The organism is Aliiroseovarius sp. PTFE2010 (genome assembly GCF_049943335.1).
Classification (GTDB): domain Bacteria; phylum Pseudomonadota; class Alphaproteobacteria; order Rhodobacterales; family Rhodobacteraceae; genus JBNFVY01.
On sequence record NZ_JBNFVY010000001.1, the window covers coordinates 79959 to 98470 of the forward strand.

The following is an 18512-nucleotide window of genomic DNA, read 5'->3' on the forward strand; positions in this document are numbered from 1 at the left end:
TATGCGCAAATCTGGGATATACCGGAACAAGAACGAGCAGTCTTGATGACCCACCCGGTCTTTATACATGAGACCTTGCGCCATCGGACCATCGGCCCGGTGACCCTGTTGGCTGCCCTTTCGACGCCGCAAATCGATGGGCAGGGCTATCGGTTGTTCTTCAAGTCCGGCGATCCGCTCAACCATTTCCAACCCGGACCTGGCGTCAGTTTCGACGATATCCGTTCGGTCGGGAATGCGCCCTATCTGCAGGGCAGCTTTCGCGACACGCTTTCGATCCACGTCGAAGGTAATCTTGCTGAAATCGACCCTAACACGCCGGAAACTGATCTTTTTGCCGGGCTGAACGTGGCGCTGGCGGTTGTGAATGGCGAAACTGCAGACACGATCAGGGGCTGGCTTGACTACCACGCCAAGACGCATGCGCTGAACGGGGCAGTATTGATCAGCCGTCTTGCGCCCGACCAAAACGACGCCCTGGCGGCTGCGTTGCAGGACCTGGCCGAAACCGATCCCCGGATCAAGCGCCTGGCCCTCATCGATGCTGATTGCCCCCTGGGCCAACCGGGCTTGCCGCCTGAAGCACATCCGTTCAACGTACCCGGCGCGCCGGGCAAAGACCGGATGGACATCCCCGGCGCCGATCCGTGGCGCGCGCCTTTTGCGGATGTTCTGCTATATGAATATCTGCGTCACCGGTATCTTGATCGCGCGCGCGCGGTCGCGAACATCGATGTCTACGATCTGATCCTGCCGCTCAAATCGGGCACGGTATTCGATTGCGCGGTCGGATCAACGTCGGGCGCGGTTCAGTTGGTCGGCCAACAGGTCTATCCCTGGCGGGTGCGCAAGGGTGATGATCCCGGTTTCGCCGACCACATCTGCCGACAGTTCGATGCGACATCGCACAGGCGCCGCTGGTGCGTCGCCCCGGCGGGTGCTGGGCCCCAGTCTGTATGGCGCCTGATCCGCGTCGTCGGCACCGCGCCGCAGACCGACGAAGTGGCCGGGTTCATCCGCTGCATGTCCCTGCGCCACCCTGAAGCGAATGTCTCGCGCATTGTGCCCAAGTCGTCGCTGATCGAAGACCCCCGGCTGTTGTCCTTCCAAAAACGCTACTTTGATGCTGATCCGGTGCGCATGCCCGTCGAAAAAGCGGCAAAATCAGACCCTGACGCGCGCAAAACCGCCATTGTCACGACGATGAAAAACGAAGGCCCGTTCATCATGGAATGGCTGGCCTATCACCGGGCCATCGGCGTGTCGGACTTTTTGGTCTATACGAACGATTGCACGGACGGCACCGATACGATGCTGCAATTGCTTCAGGACAAGAGGCTGGTCCAGCACCGCGAAAACCCGTTCCGCAACACCGATCTGAAACCGCAACATGCCGCGCTTCAGGCCGCCGAAAGCGAACCTGCGATTACCGGCGCCGATTGGGCCATCTGCATGGATGTCGATGAATTCATCACCATTCATTGCGGCGACGGGACGCTGAATGCGCTCTATGACGCGGTGGGCGACGCGAACATGATTTCGCTGACCTGGCGCTTGTTCGGCAACAACGATGTGCATGAATTCGAAGATCGGTTCATTTGCGAGCAGTTTACCCGCTGTGCCCCGCAATTCGCCCGCAAACCGCATCAGGCATGGGGTTTCAAGACACTTTTCCGCAACATCGGCATTTTCAAGAAACTGGGTGTGCATCGCCCCAAGGGTCTCAAACCGCAAAGGTGGGAGGAAATTCATTGGGTCAATGGATCGGGCAAGGAATTGCCGCCCCAGGTGTTTCGAAACGCATGGCGTTCCACCACCGACACCTATGGCTATGACCTGGTGACGCTGAACCACTATGCGGTCCGGTCGGCGGAAAGCTTTCTGGTCAAACGCGACCGCGGGCGCGTCAATCACGTCGATCGCGATCAGGGCCTGGCCTATTGGTTTCGCATGAACAACAACGCCGAAGAAAATCGGTCAATCCATCGCACCTTGCCTGCGGCCAAAGCCGAATTTGACCGCTTGATGCAAGACCCCGACATCCGCGCCGCGCATGAGTTTTCGGTCGCGCAGCACCGCGCCAAGATCGACGCCCTGCGCGCCACGGAAAATTACGCCAGGTTCTATGGGGAACTGTGCAGCCCGCGCATGGAAAAACTGTCCCGCATGCATCAGCATTTCGGCGCGAACGTGTTTTTGGGCGGCCCCGAAACCGTGCCCGACGACATCGTCGCCAAGGACCCGGACGAGGATTTCTTTTTCACGGTCGAACGCACGGAAACTGCCCACTAGGGCGTTTTAGGCGTTTGGTGATGAAACTGCGCGAAAATACGTGTAGAAAGACAAAAACGAGCAGGATATCGGCGAAATGGCGGACCTTCCGAATATTGCAAGCCTCTGGATCGGCGGGCAACTGTCGTGGCTGGAGCAGTTGTGCCTGAAAAGCTTTGCCGACGCGGGTCACCGAACGACGCTCTATTCCTATGATCCCATTGCCAATACGCCCGACGGTGTGATCAACGAAAGCGCGCATGATATCTTTCCCGCAACACCGATGCACCGACATGCGCGCACCGGCAGCCCGGCCATCCATGCGGATCTATTCCGCCTGAACATGCTGAAAAAGACCGACAACATCTGGGTCGACGCAGACATGTACTGTTACCGCCCCTTCGCCTTTGACACGCCCTTTGTCTACGGCTGGGAAAAGCCGGGGTTGGTATGCAACGCTGTTCTGGGCCTGCCCCCCGAAAGCAAGGCTCTGACTGCCATGCTTGAATTTTTCGAAGACGAATATGCCATTGGCCCGTGGCTGAAACCCTGGCAACAGCGCGAACTTCAGGGCGAAAAAGACGCCGGCAATCCGGTGCATATGACCGCGCAGAACTGGGGCTTTACGGGGCCGGCCGCTGTCACGCATTTTCTGATCGAAACGGGGGAAATTGATCATGCCCTGCCCGAAAGCGCCTTTTACCCGATCAGCTTCAAGGAACGAAACCACCTGATCCTGTCCCGCTTCAAGCCCGAAGAAAAGATGGCCGACACCTATGGCGTTCATTTCTGGGCCCGGCGCATGAAACCGCGGCTAGAGGAAAAGGAAAACGGCACGCCGCGGCGTGGATCGTTCATGGAGGCGCTGATCCGCAAACATGGCATCGACACGGATGCCGCGCCGATCCCCAAGAAAATCGTCAAGAAAAATCCCAACACCGCCGATCCGGAATTTTGCGCCCAGATCGCGCTTGAGGCGCTCAGCAGCGATGCATCGCCCGAGGCATTGTCGCGCAAATATCTGGTCGAAACCAAGTTCGTGAAAGACTGCGCGCAAACCCTGCGCGATGCGGCGCCAACCGTGTTCGCCCATTACCTGGATGCAGCCGAATGATGGATGGCGGGGCCGAACTCAGCCAGGACGAATGGCAATCTGAGCTTGCCGAAATCGGCGCAAGGGAAGGCTTTTTCGAACGGTTGGGCGACCAGCATTCGGCCCTGTTCGTGGATCGGGGCAGCACCCTGATCGTCAGTTTCGAAAACCTCGACCACGTGTACGAGGGCGCGCGGATGCCATGGGGCTATGGCTTTGTCGAAAGCCGGGGCTGGTCGATGCTGGGCATGATGGCCCATGACTGGACATGGTATCGCGATGACGCGGTATACGACTTTTTCGATCGGCTGGCCGACGAAGGGTTCTTTGACCGGTTCGACCGGGTGGTCTTTTATGGCGCGTCGATGGGCGGCTATGCGGCCTGCGTGTTTTCAGCCGCCGCGCCCGGATCGACCGTCGTCGCCATTTCCCCCCAAGCGACCCTGTCGCGCGACGTGGCCAGTTGGGAAACCCGGTATCGCAAGGCGTGGCGCCGGGATTTTACCGGCCGCTACGCCTATGCCCCCGACATGGTCGCGGCGGCGGACAAAGTGCATATCTTCTACGACCCGCTGATGGGGCTGGATGCCATGCATGCCGCGCTATTTCGCGGCGACAACATCGCGAAATATGCCTGCCGCTTCATGGGGCACCGGATTGCGTCTCTGTGGCTGTTGATCGGGGCGCTCAAGCCGGTGGTCGCGGGGTGCGTCGATGGCACCATGACCCCGGCGCAATTCTATACGCTGGTGCGCAAACGCCGTGACCTGCCGCGCTATCAACGCGAAACCCTGGACCGTCTGCAGGCCCGCAACAGGCCCGATCTGGTGGCCTACTACTGTCAGGCTGTCATCAACCGGCGCCGCGCCCCCAAGTTCCGCCGGGCAATGATCGATGCCAAGGCCAAACTGGGCCGCTGATCACGCTTTGTGCGTCGTGTGCCGTACCAGACCTTCTTGCGCGACATTGGCAACAAGCTGCCCGTCACGGGTGTAAATGCGCCCGCGCGCAAGGCCACGCGCCCCGCCCGACCACGGGCTGTCCATTGCATAGAGCATCCAGTCATCCATGCGAAAATCCTGGTGAATCCACAGTGCGTGATCGAGACTGGCGAACTGCATGTCCACATCCGCAAAGGTCTTGCCATGGGGCGAGGATACCGCGCCAAGCAGCCCCATATCCGACGTATAGGCCAACGCGGCGCGATGCAGCTTGGGATCATTTCCGATCGGCCCCTTGGTGCGGAACCAGACATGCTGCACGGGGGGGTGCGGATCGGTCACGAATGGCGCAAGCAATTCTGTCGGGCGCAATTCGACGGGGCGGTTAAAGCGCATGAACCGCAACAGATGGGGGGGCAACTTGTCCTTGTAGCGCTCGGCCAACTGGTCTTCGCTTTCCAGATCCTCTGGCGGGGGCACGTCAGGCATGTCGTCCTGGTGGTGAAACCCGGCTTCGGGGGTATGAAAGGACGTCGCAAAGTTCAAAATGGGCCGACCCTGCTGAATGGCAATGACCCGGCGCGTTGCGAATGAGCGGCCATCGAAATCGCGTTCCACCTGATAAAGCACAGGTTTCGTCGCGTCCCCGGGACGCATGAAATAGGCATGCATTGAATGGCATTCGCGGTCGTCTTCGATCGTCGCGGTCGCGGCCATCATTGCTTGGCCGATGATCTGGCCGCCGAATACACGGCCTTCGCCGTCGGGCGTGGCGATGCCACTGAAAAAATTCCGTTCAACTGGTTCAACTGACAAAATCCGGACCAGACGATCCGCCATTTCCCGCGCCGTCGGAAGCTGCTCTGTGTCGTTCATTCTCGCTTGCGCCCTTTCATGATCGTGCACGCCAGTTTCTCAGGTTGCGCGCACGGGGACAAGGGCCCGCGCGTACCGCCCGCCGATCAGCGCTGTGGGCCGCAACGCACGATGCCCTCAACGGCTGGTAACGTTAACCCCCTACAACTGCCTCCGATAGTTCGAGCCACAGGCCCCGGTCATGCAGCGCGTGGCGCCCGGCCATCGCCCAAACAGGAGTGTTGAAATGAAAAATCCATTCGAAAACCGTGCGTTGCCGCTGAACGGGCCAGCACACGATATTTTGCCCGTCATCCCCGATGATGGAACCGATCTGCCGGAAGTGGCTGTCGCGCTCTATGTCGAAAGCGGTGGCACCATCACGTTCAACACCGTCAAGGGGGCCGTGCGCACCGTCAGCGTTTCCGACTTTGCCATCCTGCCCGTCGGCGTGTCGCGCGTTCAGGCGACCGGCACAACAGCTTCGGGCATCCATGCATTGATGGTGTCGTAATGATCGGAACAAGCTTCGGCATATCGACACTGGCCCTGCACGCATCGCACGGCACGATCACGCCCCCGACAGTCACCGTATTCAATTTCACCGCCGGAACCCTGCCCGCTGGCGTGTCGCTCAGCCGTGCGTCTACGGCCACGTATTTCAACGCGTCCGGCGTACTTGCGACGGCCGCTGCGCACAGCGCACGTTTCGATCATGATCCCCAGACGCTGGACGCCAAGGGCCTGCTGGTCGAAGGGGGCACGACAAACCTGATCGCGCAATCGTCGGATTTGTCGACATCGGCCTGGGTCAAGAACGCCTTTACCCCGTCGCAAAACAGCGATGTCGCGCCCGATGGCAGCGCCGTGGGGGGCTGGGACTTTGGGTCGGGCTATGCCTTTTGCGGCATGTCCACCACTTCGGGTGTGCCCCACACGGCATCGTTCTGGGTCAAGGCCAATCAGAACTGCACCATCGGCCTGCGCGCCTGCGGCACGTCCGGTTCAGACACCGAAGACGTCGCCCTGACCACCTCGTGGACGCGGATCTCGCGCACGGCAACGCCGGCCTCGGACGCGCCCAAGTTCCTGCTTGAAAACCGCTCGGGTCAAGGCTTTGGCGTGAGCGGTCTGGAAGTGTTCATCTGGGGTGTGCAGGTTGAACTGGGCACGGTTCCCAGCAGCTATGTTGCCACCTCTGGATCGCCCGTTTCGCGCGCCAGTGACACTGCTGGCATTTCAGGTGTGAACGGCGTGTTTGACGTGTTGGTGCGCTATGCAAACGGCACGTCGGCCACGTTGCAGGATCAGGCGGTGTCCGACGGCTGGTGGCCGGCGCAATCCAGCGCCTGGATCACATCGATCGAATTGCACCCCCAAGGCTCTCTGTGATCCGGCCCCTGGGGGTGATTTCAAGCCTGCCGTGACGCCAAATCCGTCACGTCCAGAACCTCCAGGACCTTGCTCTGGATCTGCGCAGATGACAGCCCGGCCGATTGATACATATCGGCTGGGCTGGCTTGGTCGATGAACGTATCCGGCAAGACCATCGACCGGAATTTCAGCCCGCGATCGAACACCGCATTGTCGGCCAGCAATTGCGCGACGTGGCTGCCGAACCCGCCAACGGCCCCTTCTTCGATGGTGATGAGCGCCTCATGATCACCCGCAAGCTGCAGGATCAGTGCCTCATCCAGCGGTTTGGCGAACCGGGCGTCGGCAATCGTCGGGGTGATGCCCTTGGCGCTCAGCGCTTCGGCCGCTTTCAAAACCTCGCCCAGCCGGGTGCCGAACGACAAGATCGCCACACGCGCGCCTTCTCGGATCATCCGGCCCTTGCCGATTTCCAGCACTTCGCCGCGCTCGGGCATGGTCACGCCTTCGCCTTCGCCGCGCGGATAGCGAAACGCAATCGGCCCATCATCATGCGCAACAGCGGTGGCGACCATATGCACCAGCTCGGCCTCGTCGGCTGCGGCCATGACCGTGAATCCCGGCAGGTTAGACAGGAATGCGATGTCGAAACTGCCCGCATGGGTCGCCCCATCCGCCCCGACCAGCCCGGCCCGATCAATGGCAAAACGCACCGGCAACCGCTGTATGGCGACGTCATGCACCACCTGATCGTAGCCGCGTTGCAGAAACGTCGAATAAATCGCGCAGAACGGTTTCAGACCACCAGCCGCCAGCGCGGCGCTAAAGGTCACGCCGTGCTGCTCGGCGATCCCCACGTCAAAACAGCGCCGCGGATAGCGTTCGGCGAACAGGTTCAGCCCGGTGCCGTCGGGCATTGCGGCCGTCACCGCCACGATCTTGTCGTCGCGCGTGGCTTCGTCCAGCAGCGTGCGCGCAAACACTGACGTGTAGCTGGGCGCGTTCGAGGGCGCCTTTTTCTGCTGGCCGGTGACCATATCGAACGTGGCCGTGGCGTGGCCCTTGTCATCGGCTGCCTCGGCGGGGGCATACCCCTTGCCCTTTTTCGTGATCGCATGGATCAGCACCGGCCCGGTGGCCCGCGCCTTGACCGTGCGCAACAAAGACAAAATCTGGTCCATGTCGTGCCCGTCGATCGGCCCGACATAGCTGAAGCCCAGTTCCTCGAACAACGTCCCGCCCACGGCCATGCCCTTGAGCATTTCCTTCGCCCGCTTCGCCCCTTGCTGGAACGGCGGCGGCAACAAAGACGCCGCGCCCTTGGCCGCGGCTTTCAGTTCCTGGAACGGGCCTTCGGAATAAAGCCGGGTGAGATAGGTCGACATGGCGCCAACGGGCGGGGCAATCGACATGTCGTTGTCGTTCAGGATCACGATCAAACGCTTGCCCAGATGGCCGGCGTTGTTCAGCGCTTCGAATGCCATGCCGCCCGACATCGCGCCATCGCCGATCACCGCGATCGCATCGCCCAGCGCCGGGTCGGGCGCACCGCCCAGATCGCGGGCCGCGGCAAACCCCAGCGCCGCCGAAATCGAAGTCGACGAATGCGCCGCACCAAACGGATCATAGGGGCTTTCGCTGCGTTTGGTGAATCCCGACAGCCCGCCCTTTTGCCGCAAGGTGCCCATCCGCTGGCGCCGGCCGGTCAGGATCTTGTGCGGATAGGACTGATGGCTGACGTCCCAGATCAACCGGTCGCGCGGGGTGTCGAACACGGCGTGCAGCGCGACGGTCAGTTCCACCACACCCAGCCCGGCGCCCAGATGCCCGCCGGTCTTGGACACAGACCAGATCGTTTCCTGGCGCAGCTCATTGGCCAGCTGTTTCAGTTGGGCATTCGAAAAGCCCTGCATATCGGCAGGGCTGCTCACCTTGTCCAAAAGAGGTGTGGCTGGCTTGTCGCTCATGGTTGGCTCCGGCCGGTCGCGTCAGGTATCCCGCGCAATAGCGAAACGTGCCGCTTGCCGCAAGTTATCCGCTTTGGTGCCGTAAGGGCCCAGAGCATCGCAGGCCGCGCCAACCAACTGTCGGGCATGTGCCTTGGCCCCGTCAAGCCCCATCAGCGACACAAAGGTCGCCTTGCCCGCGTCGGCATCCTTGCCCACGCGCTTGCCGGTTTTTTCTGTGTCACCTTCGACGTCCAGAATGTCGTCGGCAATCTGGAACGCCACACCCAAAGGCTGCGCATAGCGCGTCATCGCCGTGACGTCTGCACCGGCCATGCGCGCGCCCGCCTCGGCCGACCAGCCGATCAGCGCACCGGTCTTGTTGCGTTGCAAGATCGTGATCTGTTCCAGCGTCAGGGGCGTTCCGGCGGTTTCAGCGGCAATATCCTGGGCCTGACCCAGCACCATGCCTTGGCCGCCGATGGCCCGTGAAAAAGACTCTATCAAGGCCAAACGCGCCTCGGCGGGCACATCCGGCCGGGTCAGCATCTGAAAGGCCAGCGATTGCAGCGCGTCGCCTGCAAGCACGCCGGTCGCTTCGTCCCACTTTACGTGGACGGTGGGCAGACCGCGCCGCAGATCGTCGTCGTCCATGCAAGGCAGATCGTCATGGACCAGCGAATAGGCGTGCAGCGCTTCGACCGCGGCGGCGGCGTAGACAGCCTGATCCAGCGCCACATCGTGCAGAGCCGCGCTTTCCATCACCAGAAAGGCGCGCAGACGCTTGCCGCCCTGGCAGGCCCAGGCCATGGCTTCGCCGACCTCGGACCCCTGAACATCTTGCAGGAACGTGGCCAGGCACGCTTCGGTCAGGGCCGCATATTCGCGCAACTTGTCTTCGAACACGTCACAGCCCTTCGACAGGTGTCGCTCCGGTCGGGTTGCCGTCGCGGTCCAGCGTGATCTTGGCCACCTTTTCTTCGGCTTCCTTCAGCTTGACCTCACAGCGCGCTTTCAATTCGGCGCCGCGCTCATAGAGCTTGATCGACGCCTCAAGCGGCACGTCGCCGCGGTCCAGTTGCCCGACCACACGCTCCAGCTCGGCCATTGCCTCTTCAAAGCTCATCTCGTTCACCGGTTTGTCGGTCATGCCCCGTGCTCCATCAAAACCTTCACATGTGCCGCGACCCCGTCGCGCAAGCCTTCCAGATCATAACCGCCCTCAAGTGTCGAGACCACCTTGCCCCCGCAGACACGATCCGCCACATCGCAGATCGCGCCGGTGACCCAGGCGAAATCCTCGGTCGTCCAGTTCAATTGCGCCAACGGATCGCGTTCATGCGCATCGAACCCGGCCGAAATCAGGATCAGGTCGGGATCAAAAGATTCAACCGCCGGCAGGATGGTGCGTTCATACGCGGCCCGCATGGCCCGGCTGCCCGAATTGGGACCCAGCGGCACGTTCAACACGTTGCCATGCCCGCCGGTCTGGGACGGCGCACCGGTACCGGGATAAAGCGGCATCTGGTGGCTTGACGCGAAGAACGCGCGCGGCTCGTCCCACAGCAGATCCTGCGTGCCATTGCCGTGATGTACGTCGAAATCCACAATGGCGACACGGGCCAGCCCATGGTGATCCAAGGCGTTTTTCGCCGCAATAGAGACGTTTCCGAACAGGCAAAACCCCATTGCGCGCTCGGTTTCGGCGTGATGTCCGGGCGGGCGGCAGCCGACAAAGGCGTTGCGCACCGCGCCGCCAAGCACCGCATCGACCGCCGCGCAAATGCCCCCCACCGCGCGCAGGGCCGCGTCCCATGATCCGGGCGACACATGCGTATCGCCATCCAGCGCGCAACTGCCGGTTTCCGGAATCGCGGCGCGGATCGTGTCGATGTATCGCTGTGGATGCACACGCGCGATATCCGCGATTTCGCCAACCGGGGCGGCGCGCCGGTCCAGCGCCAGGCCCTGCAAGGCATCCGCCACCGCGCCAAGGCGCGCGACGCGTTCGGGGTGGCCTTGGGGTGTGACGTGTCGTCGGCAATCGTCATGCCAGTAATACGCTGTTGCCATTGGGTCCTCTTCGGTCTTATCGCAGCCAGAGTGCGGAATGCGGAAGAAATGTCCAAGGGGTCAGGCGCGATAAATGCCTGTTCATCCCGATTTCCCGACTTATGATCGTGCAGCTAACAAGGGTATTTCATGACAGATTCACAATCGCAGGTGCTTGAAAGCGAAGAGCGCTTGCATAAACTGCATGCGCTTGGGCTGCTGGACACGCCGGCTGAACAGGATTTCGACGATATCGTCCAGCTGGCATCCGAAATCTGCAACGTACCGATGGCGATGATTTCGCTTGTCGATTCGGATCGGCAGTATTTCAAGGCCAAGGTCGGGCTTGAGGCGTCTGAAACCCCGATCGAACATTCGGTCTGCGCCTATGCGATGACCTATGACGATGTGCTGGAAATTCCCGACACCCGAACCGATCGACGCACCGCGGACAACCCGCTGGTGCACGATGGCGACGTTGACATGAAATTCTATGCCGGGGCGCCATTGCAAACCGAAGACGGCACGCCGCTGGGCGCCTTGTGCGTGCTGGACCGCCAGCCAAGGCAACTGAATGACTTCCAAAAGCGCGCGTTAGAGACACTTTCGCGGCAGGTGATGGTGCAGATCGAACTGCGCCAGATGCTGCGCGAAGCCGAAGATGCGGCGGAAAACCTGCGTGCATCGCTTGAACTGCAAGAAGTGCTGCGGCGCGAAATCGATCACAGGGTCAAGAATTCCCTGTTGCAGGTGACATCGCTGCTGCGCATCCAGGCGCGGCGCGCCAAAGATGAAAACGTGCGCTCTGCGCTGCACGAAGCGGAAAACCGCATTTCCGCCATCGCCCTGATCCATGCCGAACTGTATCAAGCCGGATCGGATGAAACCGTATCGATGGCCCGCTATATCCAGCGGTTGACCGAAAACCTCAGCGCGACCTTGCCCAACGGCATCACGCTGACCTGCGCGACGAGTGAGGCCATCCTGCCGACCCAGGCGGCCACGGCGCTGGCAATCGTGATCAACGAATTCGTCACCAATTCCGTCAAATACGCGTTTCCCGATGGAACAGGGTCGATTTCCATCAGTTTTCAAACCGATGACAACCGCCTGACGGTGCGCATCGCCGACGATGGTATCGGGCTGGATGAATGCGACGTGGAACGGGCGGGTGGCATTGGCATGATGGTCATGCGGGCGTCGGCCGCGCAGATTGACGCGGAACTGACGTTCGAGCCGTCTGAAAAAGGCACCGTCGTGCTTGTGACGGTGCCGATGGCGGATGACGCAGGCTAGGAGGGCAACGGGTTCGGCGGGCATCAGTTTAGTCAGGCGCCAGCATGTACCCGGCGCCGCGCACTGTCTGCAGATAGCGCGGCTGCTTTGGATCCACCTCAAGCTTGCGGCGCAACCGGGTGATCTGCACGTCAACGGCCCTTTCCTGGGCCTGCCCACGATCGCGGCCCAGTTTTTCGACCAACTGGGTCCGGCTGACCGGTTCGTTCGGGGTGGCGGAAAAGATGCGCATCAACTGGTTTTCGGTTGCCGTCAGACGAACCAGATCTTCGCCCTGCCAAAGCTCTGATCGTTCGACATCATAACGGATCGGCCCCAGCGACAGGATCGTGGGAATGGCCTGTTCGGGGGGCACCGGCGGCACCCGGCGCAAGATCGCATTGATCCGCAACAACAATTCCTTCGGCTCGAACGGTTTGGGCAGGTAATCGTCTGCCCCCGCTTCCAGGCCTTCGATCCGATCCGATGTTTCCCCCTTGGCGGTCAACAGCAGGATCGGCGTCGTCACATCGGCCCGCAAGACGCGGGTCAGTTCAATGCCGGTTTCGCCCGGCATCATCACATCCATCACGATCAGATCGAATTCCAAACCGCCAAGCAATCGGCGGGCCTGTGCGGCATCTTTTGCCGCAGACACAAAGAACCCGTTTCGGATCAGGAATTTTTGCAACAGGGTGCGAATGCGTTCGTCGTCATCGACGATCAGCAGATGCGCGTCAGATTGCACCGTAGATTGCGCCGTGGATTGCACCGTCATGACTGATCCTTGAACGATCTGAAGTGGCGGCGCTGGTCGGGATCCATCATCGCTTCAAGAACCTGGCGGAACCCGGCCACGGCGTCGGGCCCGACGGTGCGATATGCGGCCCGCATCCGGCTGCGCTGGGCCTCGGACAGTTCGCGCTCCAGGTCGGCGCCGCGCTCTGTCAGGTATAGGTGGCGTTCGCGTTTGTCCTTGTTCCCCACACGGCTTTCAACTAGACCATCGTCAATCAGCGTCCGCAAAACCCGGTTCAGCGATTGCTTCGTCACACCGAGGATATCGAGCAGGTTATTGACCGTCGTGCCGGGCGAACGATTGATGAAATGCACTGCGCGGTGATGGGCCCGGCCATACCCGTATTGTTCGAGAATTCGATCCGGATCGGCGGTAAACCCGCGATACGCAAAGAACATCGCTTCGATACCTTTGCGCAATTGCTCGTCGGTCAGAAACAGAAGGTTTCCGCCACTTGGACCGCCTGGTCCACCGTCCTCGGCCATCCCTTCACCTCGTTCACAAACCGCGTAACATATGTGCACATTACGTCAGTCTTGTTGACATTCCAAGAATCAATTGATAGCGATCTGCAGATTTCACGCAATAATACGTCCGCTGTGGACCATTCTTGCGCAATATCTGAAAATCGGAGGGTACGCATGGCTGGATATGATGATCGCGACGGCAAGATCTGGATGGACGGTAAATTGGTCGATTGGCGTGATGCCAATGTCCACGTTCTCAGCCACGCGCTGCACTATGCCTCGTCGGTGTTCGAGGGCGAGCGTTGTTACAACGGCAAGGTGTTCCTCAGCCGAAAGCATTCGGAACGTCTGCTGAACTCGGGCAAACTGCTGGACATGGAAATCCCCTATTCGGTGGACGAAATCGAAGCGGCCAAGCGCGCCGTTCTGGACGCCAACGATATGTCCGACGCCTATGTGCGCGTGGTGGCCTGGCGCGGGGTGGGCGAAGACATGGGCGTGTCGGCGCGCCGCAATCCGGTGCGCATGGCCGTGGCGACATGGGAATGGGGCAGCTATTACGGCGATGCCAAATACAAGGGCGCCAAGCTGGACGTAGCCAAATGGAAACGCCCCAGCCCAGAAACGATCCCCACCGCCGCCAAGGCTGCAGGGCTCTACATGATCTGCACCATGTCCAAACACGCGGCCGAAGAAAAAGGCTGCTCGGATGCGATGTTCTTTGACTATCGCGGCTATGTGGCCGAAGCCACCGGCGCGAACATCTTCTTCGTCAAAGACGGCGAAGTGCACACCCCCATCCCCGACGCGATCCTGAACGGGCTGACCCGCCAGACCGTGATCACCATGCTGAAAGAGCGCGGCATCACCGTGCACGAACGCCATATCATGCCCGAGGAACTGGACAGCTTTGAACAGTGCTGGCTGACAGGATCCGCCGCCGAGGTCACGCCCGTCGGTCAGATCGGCGACTGGAATTTCGAAGTCGGCAGCCTGACACGGGAAATCTCGGACGCCTACGAAAAGCTCGTTCGCACCTGAGTTCACCGAATTTCAACCAAGAACAGGTCAATCTGCGCAAAACCGCAGGTTGGCCTAATCATGATTCAACGCGACAATATCTACCTGTCGATCGCCGCCGCGCTCATCGTGACGCCGGCCAGCTTTATGCTGACATGGTTCTGGCTCACCGACGACCCCACGCTGCGCCCGCTGGGGATCACCGAAAGAAAACTGGTTAATGCCGGTCTGGTCGCGTCTGGCGGGCCGATTGTCACCACGGTGCGCCTTGGCGCCGGCGCGTCTCTGCCCATGTCCCGGTCCGACTTCGAAGCGTCGATCAACCGGGCGTTCGATCTCTATGGGTTGGAAAGCAAATTCGTCTATGCTTCGCACCCGGGCAGCGGCATTCAGATCACCTACACCGTCGGAAAAAGCCGCATCGGGGCTTATTCCCTGCGGCGCGCGGCCGAAGGGATCAGGCCCACCGCGGATGCGTTTCGCATGGCCGCCCGGCATTCGCAAAACAAGATCAATGCCAAGCCGTAAGCCTGTCATGGATTGACCGGCTTACGGCCGACTAGACCTCAGGTTTCGACCCCGCGTTCAATCCGTGCATATTGCCCGGTCCTGGCGTGTCCACGTTGCCGGGGTTTGCGAAACACCGCCTTGCTGGCGTGTGAACTGCCATCCGGGCCATGCCGCCGTTCGGCGTCGATCATACGCTTGAGATGAATGTTTGGTTTGTCGTCGGATGTCATCATGGGACTCTCCTTTGAATGCAACCAACTCAGGGAGTGCATCCAACTTAGGTCCGGTCCGGACTTATTTCAACCCTGCCGTCTCAGCCAGCCCGTCTAAATCCTAACCGTTTAAAACCTGCCCGCCTCAGCCCTGGCCCCCGGTGATCTTGCGTTGCTTGGCGCGGTCGAGCCCAAGTTTACGCTCGCGCCAGATGATCAGGATCCCCGCCAGCATGACCAGGCTGGCCCCGGCAAGCATGGGTGGGGTCGGCGATTCGGCAAACACGACATATCCGACGATAAGCGCCAGCAATAGAGACGCATATTCAAATGGCGCAACCAGCGACGCGTCCGCATAGCGATAGGCCGACGTCAGGAAAATCTGCCCGAACCCGCCCACCAGACCGGTCAGGATCATCACCCCGACAACGGTCCAGCCCGGCCATACCCAGCCCCACGGCAAGGTCAGCAGCGACAGCCCGGTCGCCGTGATCGAAAACCAGAACACGATGGTCGCGGTGCCTTCTGTGCGGGTCAGGTTGCGCACGAAAATCTGCGCCAGGGCGGCAAAGATCGCGCCCATCAGCACGATCATCGCCCCCAGCGCCGCGCGCGTGTCATCGACCCCGCCAATCGCAAAACGGGGCGACAGGATCACCAGAACCCCGGCAAAGCCCAGCGCCACGGTGGTCAGCCGGAACACCCCGACCCGTTCGCCCAGGAACATCGCAGCAAACACAACCACAAGCAGCGGCGCAGTGAACCCGATGGCCGTAACCTCGGGCAGGGGCAGCAGCGCCAGCCCGGCAAAGGTGCAGCCCATGGCGACGGTGCCCACCAGCCCGCGCCAGACATGGCCCAACGGATTGTCCGTTTTCAATCCTGTGCCCAGTTCGCCCCGCAGGGCCAGCCAGCCGATGATCACCGGCGCCGCGAACAGCGACCGAAAGAACACCGTTTCACCCGGTGGCACCCCCCGCGCAGCCGCCCATTTGACGCAGGCCGTCATGATGGTGAACATCAGCACCTGCATCAGTTTGAACCCGATGCCCTTCATGGCTTGTCCCCCAGCCGCCCGGCCGCCCAGCGGGCCGCGTCGGCCACCACGGGGTCCGGGTCATCAAACAGGGCCTCGGCATCCGGAATCAGTCTCTGTTCCAGGGAATTTCCGATCGCATAGAGCACATTGCGCACGAACCGGTTGCGCCCGATCCGCTTGATGGGCGATCCGGAAAACAGGCTGCGAAATTGGGCATCTTCCAACCGGCTGAGCGCCCCAAGTTCCGGTTCGACAAGGTCGGCGCGCGCCGCCAGTTTTGCGTCGCGCCCGGTCACGGCGAACTTGTTCCACGGGCACACCGCAAGGCAATCGTCACAGCCATAGATCCGGTTGCCCAGCTTTTCGCGCAGCGCAGGATCGACCGGGCCCTTGTGCTCGATCGTGAGATACGAAATGCACCGCCGTGCATCCAGCCGAAACGGTGCCACGAACGCATCCGTCGGGCAGACATCCAGGCAGGCCGTGCAGGATCCGCACCGTTCGATCCCGGGCGGGTCGGTCGGCAGATCAAGCGTGGTAAAGATCGCGCCAAGAAAGAACCAGTTGCCCAATTCGCGGCCCAGCAGGTTGGTGTGCTTGCCCTGCCAGCCCAGGCCCGCCGCCGCGCCCAAGGGCTTTTCCATGACCGGTGCGGTATCCACGAAAACCTTGATTTGCGCCGTGTCAGAGCCGCTTTTTGCCGCCTCATCCAGCAACCAGCGCCCCACCCGTTTCAGCCGCTTTTTGACCACGTCGTGATAGTCGCGGTTCTGCGCATAGACCGAAATCGCCCCCTTGTCCGGTTTGCCCAGCACCGCCATCGGATCGTGCGTGGGTGTATAGGGCTCGGCCAACATGATGATCGAACGCGCGTCGGGCCACAGCGCCGCGGGGTTGCCGCGCCATGCCATGCGTTCGCCCATCCACGCCATCTGGCCATGCATCCCGGCGTCTACGAATTCCTGCAACCTGTCGCCAGCATGGGCAATGGCATCGGGCCGGCACACCCCCATGGCGGCAAAGCCTTCTTCGGTGGCCCGTTGAAAAAGTGCCTTTTTCAGTGCACTAGACACGGTTTACCCCTATGTTTGCGCGTGCGCCGGGGATCAGAAATCCAGGTCGGCATAATGTGCGGGCGGGGGAAATCCCGGCACCGTGTCGGCCAGAACCGCGCGAAACGCGGGGCGCGATTTGATCTTGGCGTACCAGTCTTTGACGGTCTGGGACCGATGCCAATCCACATCCGAGATATAGTCCAGCGACGACAAATGGGCCGCTGCGGAAAAATCCGCCAGGCTGATCGCGTCCCCTGCCAGCCACCGGCGTTGGTCCAGCAACCAGGCCATGTAGTCGATGTGAAAGCGAATGGCCTTGGCCCCCGCCTTGACATTGCGCGAGTCCGGGTAGCCTTCGCCGGTGATCTTCTTGTTCACCCGCTCATAAAGCAGGTTCGACGTCACGTCCTGGTGAAACTTGTCGTCGAACCAGCTGACCAGCCGGCGCACTTCGTACCGGGCTTCGGGATTGGGGGGCATCAGGGCCGGTTCGGGGTATTTTTCTTCGATATACTCACAGATCGGCGTGCTTTCCGACATGGTCATGCCATCCATACGCAGGACGGGCACCTTGCCGGCCGGGTTGCGACGCAGGAAATCTGGATCTTTCTCCCAGTACCGTTCCTCGACCAGCTCAACCTCGAGCTTTTTTTCCGCAAGCACCAGGCGCACCTTGCGGCAGAACGGGGACAGCGGAACATGGAAAAGGCGTATCATGCGGGTCAACTCGCGAATTAGGTGCACCCTAGATGCCGGTTTCCACCCGCGATTTCAATCCTCGAAACAGGCGGCGCGCCCGTCGGCGGCGATGGTCTGCGCGCCGGAACGGATCTGGATGGCGCGATTGCGCGTGAAACGGCCGGGGTGCGCGGCATTGCGGGTCTTGGGGCTGGGCAGAATGGCCGCCAGCAGCGCGGCCTGATCCGCAGTCAGATCTTCGGGGCCGACGCGAAAGTAGTTTCGCGCGGCCGCTTCGACCCCGAAGATACCTTCGCCGAATTCGGCGATGTTCAGGTAAACTTCCAGGATACGCCGCTTGCTCCATGCCGCTTCGATGGCCGGCGTCATCAGGGCCTCAAGCCCTTTGCGCGGCCAACTGCGCCCATGCCACAGGAACGCGTTCTTGACCGTTTGCTGGCTGATGGTCGACGCGCCGCGCCGCCCGCCATCATCTATCGCCTCGCGAATCGCGGCGACATCGAACCCCCAATGGTTGCAAAAATTCGCATCTTCTGCCGCCACGACCGACCGCAGCATCACCGGGGCGATATCGTCAACCGGCACCCATTCATAGTCTACCCCGCCCAAACGGCGCACTTCAGATTGGATATACAGCGTCGAAGGCACCGGCAGCACCGCATAGGCCCCGATCCAGAGCGCCACCAGAACGATTGCCACCCCCACCGCGCGCACGGCCCATTTGACCGCCCATCGCACAGGTCGGGGGCGCACAGGACGGGGGCGCGCTGCCTTGGCTGTTTCTTTTTTGCTCGGGGTTTTTGCCACGGGTGAAAATAGTCACCATCCGGCGCGATGCGTCAACATGTTCGTGCAACCGATCCAACCCGCATCCACAAGGGACGCGGGCTGGGTCACGGCGCGT

Annotated in this window: 20 protein-coding genes; 8 read left to right on the forward strand and 12 right to left on the reverse strand. The window is 61.2% G+C overall.

Going from position 1 to position 18512, the window contains the following annotated elements:
- The first annotated feature begins 45 nt into the window (after nt 1–45).
- The 3 genes from ACP2AV_RS00435 to ACP2AV_RS00445 all read left to right on the forward strand — a co-directional run bounded on the left by ACP2AV_RS00435 (nt 46) and on the right by ACP2AV_RS00445 (nt 4284).
- Nucleotides 46–2292, forward strand: coding sequence for a glycosyltransferase family 2 protein (locus tag ACP2AV_RS00435; protein WP_426370681.1), 2247 nt, complete (start codon nt 46–48; stop codon nt 2290–2292).
- A 76-nt stretch (nt 2293–2368) separates the two neighbouring features.
- Nucleotides 2369–3385 carry a hypothetical protein gene (locus ACP2AV_RS00440; RefSeq protein WP_426370682.1) on the forward strand — a complete coding sequence of 339 codons (1017 nt, stop codon included), beginning with the start codon at nt 2369–2371 and terminating at the stop codon, nt 3383–3385.
- Nucleotides 3382–4284 carry a phosphoadenosine phosphosulfate reductase gene (locus ACP2AV_RS00445; RefSeq protein ID WP_426370683.1) on the forward strand — a complete coding sequence of 301 codons (903 nt, stop codon included), beginning with the start codon at nt 3382–3384 and terminating at the stop codon, nt 4282–4284. The genes ACP2AV_RS00440 and ACP2AV_RS00445 overlap by 4 nt, the downstream gene beginning before the upstream one ends.
- Here ACP2AV_RS00445 and tesB read toward each other — a convergent pair whose 3' ends face one another.
- Complete coding sequence (tesB, locus tag ACP2AV_RS00450) at nt 4285–5181, reverse strand: acyl-CoA thioesterase II (RefSeq protein WP_426370684.1); 897 nt, start codon at nt 5179–5181, stop codon at nt 4285–4287.
- Nucleotides 5182–5407: 226 nt separating this feature from the next.
- Here tesB and ACP2AV_RS00455 point away from each other — a divergent pair, with 226 nt between their 5' ends.
- Nucleotides 5408–5674: a spike base protein, RCAP_Rcc01079 family gene (locus ACP2AV_RS00455; RefSeq protein ID WP_426370685.1), complete on the forward strand. Its 267-nt coding sequence runs from the start codon at nt 5408–5410 to the stop codon at nt 5672–5674.
- A complete protein-coding gene (locus tag ACP2AV_RS00460; protein WP_426370686.1) occupies nt 5674–6552 on the forward strand; it encodes a phage head spike fiber domain-containing protein in 879 nt (292 codons plus the stop codon). The genes ACP2AV_RS00455 and ACP2AV_RS00460 overlap by 1 nt, the downstream gene beginning before the upstream one ends.
- A gap of 20 nt (nt 6553–6572) precedes the next feature.
- On the opposite strand, the gene dxs is transcribed toward ACP2AV_RS00460, so the two are convergent.
- From dxs to ACP2AV_RS00480, 4 genes are read right to left on the reverse strand one after another with little or no spacing between them, the layout of a single operon-like run.
- Nucleotides 6573–8501 (reverse strand): 1-deoxy-D-xylulose-5-phosphate synthase, encoded by a 1929-nt coding sequence (dxs, locus tag ACP2AV_RS00465; RefSeq protein ID WP_426370687.1) that lies wholly within the window; start codon nt 8499–8501, stop codon nt 6573–6575.
- 21 nt (nt 8502–8522) lie between these two features.
- Nucleotides 8523–9386: a polyprenyl synthetase family protein gene (locus ACP2AV_RS00470; protein WP_426370688.1), complete on the reverse strand. Its 864-nt coding sequence runs from the start codon at nt 9384–9386 to the stop codon at nt 8523–8525.
- Between the two features lies 1 nt (nt 9387).
- Nucleotides 9388–9630 carry an exodeoxyribonuclease VII small subunit gene (locus ACP2AV_RS00475; protein WP_426370689.1) on the reverse strand — a complete coding sequence of 81 codons (243 nt, stop codon included), beginning with the start codon at nt 9628–9630 and terminating at the stop codon, nt 9388–9390.
- Nucleotides 9627–10553 (reverse strand): histone deacetylase family protein, encoded by a 927-nt coding sequence (locus tag ACP2AV_RS00480; RefSeq protein WP_426370690.1) that lies wholly within the window; start codon nt 10551–10553, stop codon nt 9627–9629. The genes ACP2AV_RS00475 and ACP2AV_RS00480 overlap by 4 nt, the downstream gene beginning before the upstream one ends.
- Before the next feature lie 129 nt (nt 10554–10682).
- On the opposite strand from ACP2AV_RS00480, the gene ACP2AV_RS00485 reads away from it, so the two are divergent.
- Entirely contained in the window at nt 10683–11828 is a 1146-nt protein-coding gene (locus ACP2AV_RS00485; RefSeq protein WP_426370691.1) for a histidine kinase dimerization/phosphoacceptor domain -containing protein, read from the forward strand.
- 28 nt (nt 11829–11856) lie between these two features.
- On the opposite strand, the gene ACP2AV_RS00490 is transcribed toward ACP2AV_RS00485, so the two are convergent.
- Together ACP2AV_RS00490 and ACP2AV_RS00495 are read right to left on the reverse strand one after the other, a co-directional pair.
- Nucleotides 11857–12585, reverse strand: a complete 729-nt coding sequence (locus ACP2AV_RS00490; RefSeq protein WP_426370692.1) for a response regulator — start codon at nt 12583–12585, stop codon at nt 11857–11859.
- Nucleotides 12582–13091, reverse strand: coding sequence for a MarR family winged helix-turn-helix transcriptional regulator (locus ACP2AV_RS00495; RefSeq protein WP_426370693.1), 510 nt, complete (start codon nt 13089–13091; stop codon nt 12582–12584). Before ACP2AV_RS00495 ends, ACP2AV_RS00490 begins: the two co-directional genes overlap by 4 nt.
- Before the next feature lie 156 nt (nt 13092–13247).
- On the opposite strand from ACP2AV_RS00495, the gene ACP2AV_RS00500 reads away from it, so the two are divergent.
- Nucleotides 13248–14114 carry a branched-chain amino acid aminotransferase gene (locus ACP2AV_RS00500; protein WP_426370694.1) on the forward strand — a complete coding sequence of 289 codons (867 nt, stop codon included), beginning with the start codon at nt 13248–13250 and terminating at the stop codon, nt 14112–14114.
- A gap of 60 nt (nt 14115–14174) precedes the next feature.
- A complete protein-coding gene (locus tag ACP2AV_RS00505; protein WP_426370695.1) occupies nt 14175–14621 on the forward strand; it encodes a hypothetical protein in 447 nt (148 codons plus the stop codon).
- 38 nt (nt 14622–14659) lie between these two features.
- Here ACP2AV_RS00505 and ACP2AV_RS00510 read toward each other — a convergent pair whose 3' ends face one another.
- From ACP2AV_RS00510 to mtgA, 5 genes are all read right to left on the reverse strand, one after another.
- On the reverse strand, nt 14660–14836 hold the full coding sequence (locus tag ACP2AV_RS00510) for a hypothetical protein (protein WP_426370696.1): 177 nt from the start codon (nt 14834–14836) through the stop codon (nt 14660–14662).
- A 124-nt stretch (nt 14837–14960) separates the two neighbouring features.
- A complete protein-coding gene (locus ACP2AV_RS00515) occupies nt 14961–15872 on the reverse strand; it encodes a DMT family transporter (protein ID WP_426370697.1) in 912 nt (303 codons plus the stop codon).
- Complete coding sequence (gene queG / locus ACP2AV_RS00520; RefSeq protein WP_426370698.1) at nt 15869–16927, reverse strand: tRNA epoxyqueuosine(34) reductase QueG; 1059 nt, start codon at nt 16925–16927, stop codon at nt 15869–15871. Before queG ends, ACP2AV_RS00515 begins: the two co-directional genes overlap by 4 nt.
- Before the next feature lie 33 nt (nt 16928–16960).
- Nucleotides 16961–17626, reverse strand: coding sequence for a glutathione S-transferase family protein (locus ACP2AV_RS00525; protein ID WP_426370699.1), 666 nt, complete (start codon nt 17624–17626; stop codon nt 16961–16963).
- 54 nt (nt 17627–17680) lie between these two features.
- Nucleotides 17681–18415 (reverse strand): monofunctional biosynthetic peptidoglycan transglycosylase, encoded by a 735-nt coding sequence (gene mtgA / locus ACP2AV_RS00530; protein ID WP_426370700.1) that lies wholly within the window; start codon nt 18413–18415, stop codon nt 17681–17683.
- Between the last annotated feature and the right edge of the window lie 97 nt (nt 18416–18512).

Excerpts from the sequence above, each read along its gene's own strand:
- ACP2AV_RS00435 (WP_426370681.1), top strand. The coding sequence starts at position 46 with ATGACCCACCCGGTCTTTATACATGAGACCTTGCGCCATCGGACCATC.
- ACP2AV_RS00440 (WP_426370682.1), top strand. The coding sequence starts at position 2,369 with ATGGCGGACCTTCCGAATATTGCAAGCCTCTGGATCGGCGGGCAACTG.
- ACP2AV_RS00445 (WP_426370683.1), top strand. The coding sequence starts at position 3,382 with ATGATGGATGGCGGGGCCGAACTCAGCCAGGACGAATGGCAATCTGAG.
- tesB (WP_426370684.1), bottom strand. The coding sequence starts at position 5,181 with ATGAACGACACAGAGCAGCTTCCGACGGCGCGGGAAATGGCGGATCGT.
- ACP2AV_RS00455 (WP_426370685.1), top strand. The coding sequence starts at position 5,408 with ATGAAAAATCCATTCGAAAACCGTGCGTTGCCGCTGAACGGGCCAGCA.
- ACP2AV_RS00460 (WP_426370686.1), top strand. The coding sequence starts at position 5,674 with ATGATCGGAACAAGCTTCGGCATATCGACACTGGCCCTGCACGCATCG.
- dxs (WP_426370687.1), bottom strand. The coding sequence starts at position 8,501 with ATGAGCGACAAGCCAGCCACACCTCTTTTGGACAAGGTGAGCAGCCCT.
- ACP2AV_RS00475 (WP_426370689.1), bottom strand. The coding sequence starts at position 9,630 with ATGACCGACAAACCGGTGAACGAGATGAGCTTTGAAGAGGCAATGGCC.
- ACP2AV_RS00480 (WP_426370690.1), bottom strand. The coding sequence starts at position 10,553 with ATGGCAACAGCGTATTACTGGCATGACGATTGCCGACGACACGTCACA.
- ACP2AV_RS00485 (WP_426370691.1), top strand. The coding sequence starts at position 10,683 with ATGACAGATTCACAATCGCAGGTGCTTGAAAGCGAAGAGCGCTTGCAT.
- ACP2AV_RS00490 (WP_426370692.1), bottom strand. The coding sequence starts at position 12,585 with ATGACGGTGCAATCCACGGCGCAATCTACGGTGCAATCTGACGCGCAT.
- ACP2AV_RS00495 (WP_426370693.1), bottom strand. The coding sequence starts at position 13,091 with ATGGCCGAGGACGGTGGACCAGGCGGTCCAAGTGGCGGAAACCTTCTG.
- ACP2AV_RS00500 (WP_426370694.1), top strand. The coding sequence starts at position 13,248 with ATGGCTGGATATGATGATCGCGACGGCAAGATCTGGATGGACGGTAAA.
- ACP2AV_RS00505 (WP_426370695.1), top strand. The coding sequence starts at position 14,175 with ATGATTCAACGCGACAATATCTACCTGTCGATCGCCGCCGCGCTCATC.
- ACP2AV_RS00510 (WP_426370696.1), bottom strand. The coding sequence starts at position 14,836 with ATGATGACATCCGACGACAAACCAAACATTCATCTCAAGCGTATGATC.
- ACP2AV_RS00515 (WP_426370697.1), bottom strand. The coding sequence starts at position 15,872 with ATGAAGGGCATCGGGTTCAAACTGATGCAGGTGCTGATGTTCACCATC.
- ACP2AV_RS00525 (WP_426370699.1), bottom strand. The coding sequence starts at position 17,626 with ATGATACGCCTTTTCCATGTTCCGCTGTCCCCGTTCTGCCGCAAGGTG.